General features: G+C 65.1%; 1 protein-coding gene. It reads right to left on the bottom strand.

From position 1 onward, the window contains the following. Window positions 1-77 precede the first annotated feature (77 nt). Window positions 78-617: a hypothetical protein gene (locus AB0I21_RS57550; protein WP_360574564.1), complete on the bottom strand. Its 540-nt coding sequence runs from the start codon at window positions 615-617 to the stop codon at window positions 78-80. Between the last annotated feature and the right edge of the window lie 435 nt (window positions 618-1,052).

The raw sequence follows: 1,052 nt of genomic DNA, 5'->3' as shown, positions 1-1,052 counted from the left end.
CACTCGGTACGACAAACTCGCCGTCCGCTGGCAGGCAGTCCTCACCATCACCATCATCGGCGAGTGGCTCTGACCCGTTATGAAACGCGCCCTAGCGCGGTCCACAGATTGCCAGCTTCGTCCTGATCGACGAGGAGACCGACGAGCATGAGACGGGCCGCCTGGTGATCTGCGCCGCCTTCCCGCAGGTGCATGGCGCGGACTCGCAGTGGGCGAACCAGGCGACGAAGCATTGCGTCATCAAGTTCCGTGCCGTTGCGTTCACGCCACAGCTGCTTTAGGTGAGAACGGAGGGCGGCCAGAGCGTCTCGCTCATCGGTATTGGTGGCCGCTTCATCCAGCGGCACCGCTTCAGGCCAGCCGGCCAGCCGGTGTGTCACGTCGGCCAGAGCCTGTCGTACCGTTTTGGGCGCTCTATCGTCGGCCAGAACCAGAATTCGGTCTCTGGATACGTCAATCGGACGCAGTACGTCCTGATGCGGCGGACGATCAGGAACACCGGTCGCGAGGACGTCGACCAACTGTCGTAAGGCATCTGCCAGAGCGCTGGTTGGCGAAGTGCCCAGACTCAGACCTTGTTTGGCCTGAATCATCACCCAGCCGGCGTCGTCCGTCACGACGCCGACATCATCAACGGGTCGCCCGGTCTGACCTCCCACGCCTGCCACGCGACGGCCCGACACCCAAGACGGCAGGCGCTGTTCTGCAAGCAGATGTGCAGCAGCCCAGGCTAGGCATCGTCCCTCGTGGCCGACGCCGCCTGCGTTGCTCGCCCCGCCCTTCGACGACCGCGTCAAGACCGATCACCTCGCATCACTCATGCACGCGCAGGAGCCCATATTGCACCGCACTGCTGGTTGGAGCGGGGTGACGCGCCAGGCGGCTACGGAGCCTCGGGTGACGCATCTTTCGGCTGGAACAGACGAGGTGGCTGCTCCGAGGCGGCGGCATCGGCAGCCTCATGATCGGGTGCGCACTCATGCCGAGATGAGTGCGCCTCTGTCCGGTGCGGGCGACAGCGCTCAGCCGCTTCCTCCCAAGGCCGCCGGCTC

Origin of the sequence: Dactylosporangium sp. NPDC050588 (genome assembly GCF_040654975.1) — a bacterium.
GTDB lineage: Bacteria > Actinomycetota > Actinomycetes > Mycobacteriales > Micromonosporaceae > Dactylosporangium > Dactylosporangium maewongense.
The sequence above is the reverse complement of the archived record's forward strand: the minus strand, read 5'-3'. Positions and strand labels throughout refer to the sequence as shown.